Annotated in this window: 1 protein-coding gene; it reads left to right on the top strand. The window is 74.6% G+C overall.

Translation table 11 applies throughout. From position 1 onward, the window contains the following. Positions 1-29 precede the first annotated feature (29 nt). Positions 30-155 (top strand): DUF4880 domain-containing protein, encoded by a 126-nt coding sequence (locus EIK80_RS27110; RefSeq protein ID WP_125159723.1) that lies wholly within the window; start codon positions 30-32, stop codon positions 153-155. Positions 156-307 lie beyond the last annotated feature (152 nt).

Here is a 307-nt window from a genome sequence, read left to right as displayed (position 1 = left end):
CGCTTCTCATCAGGATCCCGCTCCCCTCGATGGCCGATCGCCAAACCAGCCAGAGCATCGACGACGACGCCGCGACGTGGGTGGCGCGTCGTGACCGCGCGCCGCTGACTCCGGCCGATCAGGCGGCGTTCGACGCGTGGCTCGCGGGGGATTAGCGCAGGCCCGGCGCGCTATTGCGCCTGCAGGCCATCGACCTGGCCAGCCGCGCCGCCGGCGACGAGAGCGGCGAGCTGCTTGCCCCCCAGCTCTCGCGCCGCCGGGTGCTGTTATGGGGCGGGGCCAGCGCTGCCGCCGGCGTGGCCGGCCT

The organism is Caulobacter sp. 602-1, from assembly GCF_003931565.1.
GTDB lineage: Bacteria > Pseudomonadota > Alphaproteobacteria > Caulobacterales > Caulobacteraceae > Caulobacter.
The sequence above is the reverse complement of the archived record's forward strand: the minus strand, read 5'-3'. Positions and strand labels throughout refer to the sequence as shown.

Bases quoted from the DNA above. Each gene is read 5' to 3' on its own strand.
- EIK80_RS27110 (WP_125159723.1), top strand. From the start codon at position 30: ATGGCCGATCGCCAAACCAGCCAGAGCATCGACGACGACGCCGCGACG.